The organism is Mucilaginibacter sp. (assembly GCF_964263795.1).
In the GTDB taxonomy this organism is placed as follows: domain Bacteria; phylum Bacteroidota; class Bacteroidia; order Sphingobacteriales; family Sphingobacteriaceae; genus Mucilaginibacter.
The window spans coordinates 1-6,278 of sequence record NZ_CAXVWK010000038.1; the positions used below are offsets into that span (position 1 = coordinate 1).

The 6,278-nt window shown below is 44.8% G+C and carries 5 protein-coding genes; 3 read left to right on the top strand and 2 right to left on the bottom strand.

Going from position 1 to position 6,278, the window contains the following annotated elements; genetic code table 11:
• From ACE5CV_RS07090 to ACE5CV_RS07100, 3 genes are all read left to right on the top strand, one after another.
• Window positions 1-609, top strand: a 609-nt coding sequence (locus tag ACE5CV_RS07090) for a CocE/NonD family hydrolase (protein WP_374949470.1), incomplete at its 5' end; no start/stop codon positions are given.
• A 96-nt stretch (window positions 610-705) separates the two neighbouring features.
• Entirely contained in the window at window positions 706-2,373 is a 1,668-nt protein-coding gene (locus ACE5CV_RS07095; RefSeq protein WP_374949474.1) for a M1 family metallopeptidase, read from the top strand.
• A 244-nt stretch (window positions 2,374-2,617) separates the two neighbouring features.
• Window positions 2,618-3,346, top strand: a complete 729-nt coding sequence (locus ACE5CV_RS07100; protein ID WP_374949471.1) for a head GIN domain-containing protein — start codon at window positions 2,618-2,620, stop codon at window positions 3,344-3,346.
• 103 nt (window positions 3,347-3,449) lie between these two features.
• Here ACE5CV_RS07100 and trxA read toward each other — a convergent pair whose 3' ends face one another.
• Window positions 3,450-3,770 carry a thioredoxin gene (gene trxA / locus ACE5CV_RS07105; protein ID WP_374949472.1) on the bottom strand — a complete coding sequence of 107 codons (321 nt, stop codon included), beginning with the start codon at window positions 3,768-3,770 and terminating at the stop codon, window positions 3,450-3,452.
• 148 nt (window positions 3,771-3,918) lie between these two features.
• Window positions 3,919-6,278, bottom strand: a 2,360-nt coding sequence (locus ACE5CV_RS07110) for a DNA polymerase III subunit alpha (protein WP_374949473.1), incomplete at its 5' end; no start/stop codon positions are given.

The following is a 6,278-nucleotide window of genomic DNA, read 5'->3' on the forward strand; positions in this document are numbered from 1 at the left end:
TCAACCAGCTTTGTAAGCGACCCCATGAAGCCGGTTCCTTATACCGAAGACAATACCACCACCATGGGCTTTACGCCGCATAACTACATGAGCGAAGACCAGCGCTTTGCCGGGCGCCGTACAGATGTGCTGGTTTTCCAGACGGATGTATTAACTGATGACGTTACCCTGGGCGGCGAGATCATGGCTAACCTTAAAGTTGCCACAACCGGTACGGATGCCGATTTCTTTGTGAAGCTGATAGACGTTTACCCGCCCGATGAGCAAAACAACCCTTACATGCCAAACAAAAACATTATACTAAGCAATTACCAGCAAATGGTGCGCAGCGAAGTAATGCCGGCACGTTTCAGAAACGGTTTCGAGAAAGCCATACCAATGGTGGCCAATCAAAAAACAGATGTAAATTTCCGCCTGCAGGATGTGTTGCACACTTTTAAAAAGGGACACCGCATTATGGTACAGGTGCAAAGCACCGCGTTCCCGCTGTTTGCGCGTAATCCGCAAAAATTTGTAGAGAACCCTTACAAAGCCGATGAGGCAGATTACATCAAAGCGACCCACACCGTTTACAACGACAGCTTTATTGATGTTGAGGTGCTGAAATAATTTAAGAAAATTTAGATCAGGGATAGTCCTGATCGATACAAATGGGTTGAGACAATTTCTCAACCCATTTTTTATATTTACCGATCTTATTTAATGATGATGAAATTCAGTTATAAATTGCTTTCGCTGCTGGCGGTACTAATGCTGCCAGTTATATCCTTTGCCCAATTGGGCGCCCGTAAAGAAGCGTTTACACGCGCCGACACATTAAGAGGTTCTATCACAACGCCGCTGCGTACCTGTTACGATATCAACTACTACCACCTGGATGTAAAGTTTGATATCGACCAGAAATTCATCAGCGGTAACGTACTGTTTAAATTTACTGCTGATGCAGATTTCACTAAACTGCAATTCGACCTTTTTAGTAACCTTAAGGTTGAAAAGGTAGTTTACAAAGGCAAAGAGCTGCCCTACACACGCGAGTTTAACGCGGTATTCGTAACCTTCCCGCAAACCATCAGCAAAGGAAGTAAAGATCAGTTTACCGTTTACTACAGCGGCAACCCTACCATTGCTAAACGTGCACCTTGGGATGGCGGCGTGGAGTTCAACACCGATTCTTTAGGCCATAAATGGGTCTCGACAGCTTGCCAGGGTATGGGCGCCAGCGTTTGGTGGCCTACAAAAGATCAGCAAGCCGATGAAGTTGACAGCGCCCTGATCAGCATCAGTGTGCCAAATGGTTTAAAGGATGTAAGCAACGGGCGTTTGCGCAAAGTTACCAGGCTAAAAGACGGCTATACCCGGTTCGACTGGTTTGTGTCTAATCCCATTAACAACTATGATATCGAAGCCAACATTGGCGACTATGCGCACATCAGCGATACCTACATGGGCGAAAAAGGCAAGCTTACCTTAGATTACTGGCCGTTAAGCTATAATGTAGAGAAGGCCAAAAAGCATTTTGCCGCAAATGTTAAGCCTATGTTAAAAGCGTTTGAACACTGGTTTGGCCCCTACCCTTTTTATGAAGACGGTTATAAACTGGTAGAAACGCACCATTTGGGTATGGAGCACCAAAGCGGTGTAGCATACGGCAACCACTACGGCAACGGTTACCTGGGACGCGATCTATCGGCCACCGGCTGGGGATTAAAATGGGATTTTATAGTAGTGCATGAAAGCGGCCATGAATGGTTTGGCAACAACATAACTTCAAAGGACCTGGGGGATATGTGGATCCACGAAAGTTTTACCAATTACAGCGAATCGTTATTTATTGAAAGCATTTGGGGCAAGCAGGCCGCACAGGAATATGTGCATGGCAGCCGCCTGGGCATCCAAAACGATGAGCCGATTGTTGGCCCGTACGGCGTTAACAAGGAGGGCAGCGGCGACATGTACCCGAAAGGCGGCAACCTGCTCAACATGGTACGTACCATTATTAATGACGACGACAAATGGCGCGACATTTTACGCGGCCTTAATAAAACTTTTTACCACCAAACAGTTACCTACACCCAAATTGTAGATTACATTAACCAACAAAGCGGCAAAAATCTTACCCCTGTATTTGACCAGTATCTTAAATACAAAGGCATACCAATACTGGAATTCATGACCCTGAACGGTAAGCTTACCTGCCGCTGGATTGCCGATGTACCCGGCTTTAATATGCCTGTTCGTGTGCGGGTTAAAGGAGGTGAATATAAATTTATTACACCACGTACCCGGTTTACCCCGGTTACTATCGATGGCGCAACGAAAGACAACATCGAAGCGGATACCTTTAATTATTACATAGGGGTGCTGGTTAATTAAGAAATTCAGGCGAGAAAAGTGGTGGCGCGATATTGACAGTAGGCAAAACAGGAATACACTGTTTATCAGTAAATTAACGTAATACATAGTCGTTCACGGCAGTGAACGTGAACACTTTTGCAAATTTCCGCAGATTTTGGACATGTTTTACAGGTATGTGCAACCGATAGCTTAATTTATTTTTGATTTGGTGCAACTTTTAAGTTACAAAGTGCATCTAATGATTAAACTAACTATTCAACGCATGAAATCACTAAAAACTATCCTGACCGCAGCTGCTATGGTTGTTGTTAGCAGCCTCACTTTCGCGAAAGCAAATACTAATGTTAAGGCTAATGATTCGGAAGACCGCCACTTATCGGGTTTCAATGCCGTAAGCGTATCCGGATCTTTTGATGTATACGTTACCCAGGGTTCATCAGAATCGGTAAAGGTTGATGCCCCTTCAGATATCATCGACCGCATTATAACCGAAGTAGATGGCGGAGTGTTAAAGATCTATACCAAAAACAATAATGGTATGAACTGGAGCTGGGGAAACAACAAAAAGATCGTAGTTTATGTGTCTATCAAAGATGTTAATGCGGTTAGCCTTTCCGGCTCGGGCGATGTGTTTTTTAAGAACGGGTTACGTGCCCCGTCTTTGAAATTAAAGTTGACCGGCTCAGGTGATCTGACCGGCAAAGTAGATGTCAAAAATCTGGAAAGCAACGTATCAGGCTCAGGCGATATCACCATCAGCGGCCGTGCCGAAACTTCGATCGTAAGCGTAGTAGGCTCCGGAGATTTTACCGGTCAGGGTTTGATCACTGCCAACACATCCGTTAAGGTTGCTGGCTCTGGTGATGCACGGGTAAATGCAGCTGATAGAATCGATGCGTCGGTAGTTGGTTCGGGCGATGTGCATTACACCGGTTCGGCAAAAAACATTTCCAGTTCAAAAGCCGGCAGCGGCAGCGTAACCAGGATGTAAGCAGGGACAAGTATGACAATAAATAAGGGAATGAAAAGCTAACGTAATTGCACAAAAAAGGCTTCGGGATATCCGAAGCCTTTTTCAATAATATATATTGGGGTTATACTAACTGTTTAGCCAATTTATCAGCCAATACTGATTTTGGAACTGCGCCAATTTGCTTGTCAACTATCTCACCGTTCTTGAAGAACAACAAGGCCGGGATGTTACGAATACCAAATTTCATAGATATACCTGGGTTATTATCTACGTTTACTTTACCTACAACGGCCTGGCCATCGTATTCTTTAGCAATCTCTTCAACCACAGGGCCTACCATCCTACATGGACCGCACCACTCTGCCCAAAAATCTACAAGTACCGGTTTATCCGATTTAAGAACAAGCTCGTCAAAGTTTGCATCAGTTATTTCTAAAGCCATGATTTTTATATTTAAAATTTTAGTGTACAAATATATACTATTCAAATAGCTTGCCACAAGTAGCTACATGACAATGTGACAATTATATTAGAGTTGTGGAAAATAATGACAGATGTGGAATAATCAGCATACAAACGCAGCCCAAATCCTACAATAATACGGCCTGCGTATTAGTCAAACTATAAATCTCAGCCATCAGATCGTCGCTTGGGCTAACGCGTACAGATTTCGAAGCTAAATCCACATACATCGATTCTTCGCCGTCCTTCACCTTAAATTTCAACGTACAGCTTTTAGCGGGATACTTTTCGTTATTAATGTTGATGATCTGCTGCAGGTTATCCAACAGCTGGTTATTCAAAGCCTTTACATCCACGCAAACGGTTATAGATTTAGTAAGCTTGTCGCGCATTTCAGATAACAGGCTCATGCTGGTTACCCGCATATCCCAGTTATCCTTTTGCCGATATTTCTCTTCTATTAAACCTTTAATGTGCAGAAAGTATCCTTCTACCATCATGTTACGGAATTTTACGTAGTCCTCGCCAAAAAAGGCAAAATCGTAAGATTCATTGTAATCTTCTAACACAAACGAGCCAAAGGGTTTACCCATTTTTGTAAAGCGGTGCTGTACATTGGCTACTAACCCACCAATACAGATTTCGCCGCGTTTACGCAGATTGGCCAGGTTAGCCATCACCTCTTCGCCCCCCTCACCAGATCGCGCCTTTTGCACGTTCTTTAACTCACTGATAGTGGTATTGCAATATTTTTCTAACTCTAACTTATAATTATCTAAAGGGTGGCCGGTAAGGTATATACCGATAACCTCCTTTTCGTATTTTAGTTTTTCTATCAGCGCCCACTCTTCTGCCTCGGGCATAGTAGGCTCGGGTATATACGAGGCAACAGAACCACCGAACAGTGAGGCCTGCGAACTATTCTGCGTATTTTGATAATCGTTGCCATATTTGATCAACCGTTCGATACCGGTTAACAGGCCGTTCTCTGTCTTGGCAAAAAACTGTGCACGGTTAAGGCCAAATTCATCGAACGCGCCGCCATAAACCAGGTTTTCGTACGATTTACGGTTTACCGAGCGGGTGTTTGATCGCTGCGCAAAATCGTAAACGCTTTTGTAAGGGCCGTTGGCTACCCGTTCTTCAATAATGCTTTCTACCGCCTTTTCGCCCACACCTTTTACACCTGCCATTCCAAAACGGATCACACCCTTTTTGTTAGCGGTAAAAGCCATATCGCTTTCATTAATATCAGGGCCTAAAACCTCCACCCCCATGCGGCGGCATTCTTCCATAAAGAAGGTGATCTTCTCCATGTTGTTTTGGTTATTCAATACAGCAGCCATATACTCTGCCGGGTAATGCGCTTTCAGATAAGCCGTTTGGTACGCAACAAAAGCGTAACAGGTAGAGTGCGATTTATTGAACGCGTACTGCGCAAAAGCTTTCCAGTCCGTCCAGATCTTGGTGAGTTTATCTTTAGCGTGGCCCTTTGCCATAGCGCCATCCATAAACTGCGATTCCATTTTATTAAGTACGTCGATCTGCTTTTTACCCATTGCTTTACGCAAAACGTCGGCATCGCCTTTACTAAAGCCCGCCAGCTTTTGGGATAAAAGCATCACCTGCTCCTGATATACGGTAATACCGTACGTTTCGCCCAGGTACTCTTCCATATCAGCCAGGTCAAACACAATGGCTTCCTGCCCGTGCTTACGCTTAATAAAGTTGGGGATGTACTCTATCGGGCCGGGGCGGTAAAGCGCGTTCATGGCAATAAGATCCTCAAACTTATCGGGTTTCAGGTCGCGCAAGTACATCTGCATCCCGTCACTTTCAAACTGGAAAGTGCCATTGGTATCGCCACGCTGGTAAAGTTCATATGTTTTCAGGTCATCCAGCGGGATGTAATCTATCTCGATCTCATGATCGTGATTATGTTTAATCATCCGCAGGGCATCCTTGATGATGGTAAGCGTTTTAAGGCCCAGAAAATCCATCTTAATTACGCCTGCATCCTCAATCACGCGGCCGTCGTACTGGGTAACCAAAAGGTCTGAGTCTTTGGCTGTCGCTACCGGTACAATATCGGTAAGATCATACGGTGCAATAATAATACCTGCCGCGTGTACACCTGTATTACGTACAGATCCCTCGAGTTTTTCGGCCTCGCGGAGTACTATCCCTTTCAAATCGGCCGATTTGTAGATGGTTTGCAGTTCGGGCACCTGCTCTATAGCGGTCTTTAAGTTAATGCCCAGGGTTTCGGGCACCAGCTTTTTCAGCGCATTCACATCAGATAAAGGCATATCCAGTACCCGGCCAACATCCTGGATACTGGTACGGGCAGCCATCGAACCGTAAGTGATGATCTGTGCTACCTGGTTTTTTCCGTATTTATCAACTACGTAGTCGATCACCTTCTGGCGGCCGGCATCATCAAAATCCGTATCGATATCGGGCATGCTCTTACGATCCGGGTTCAGGA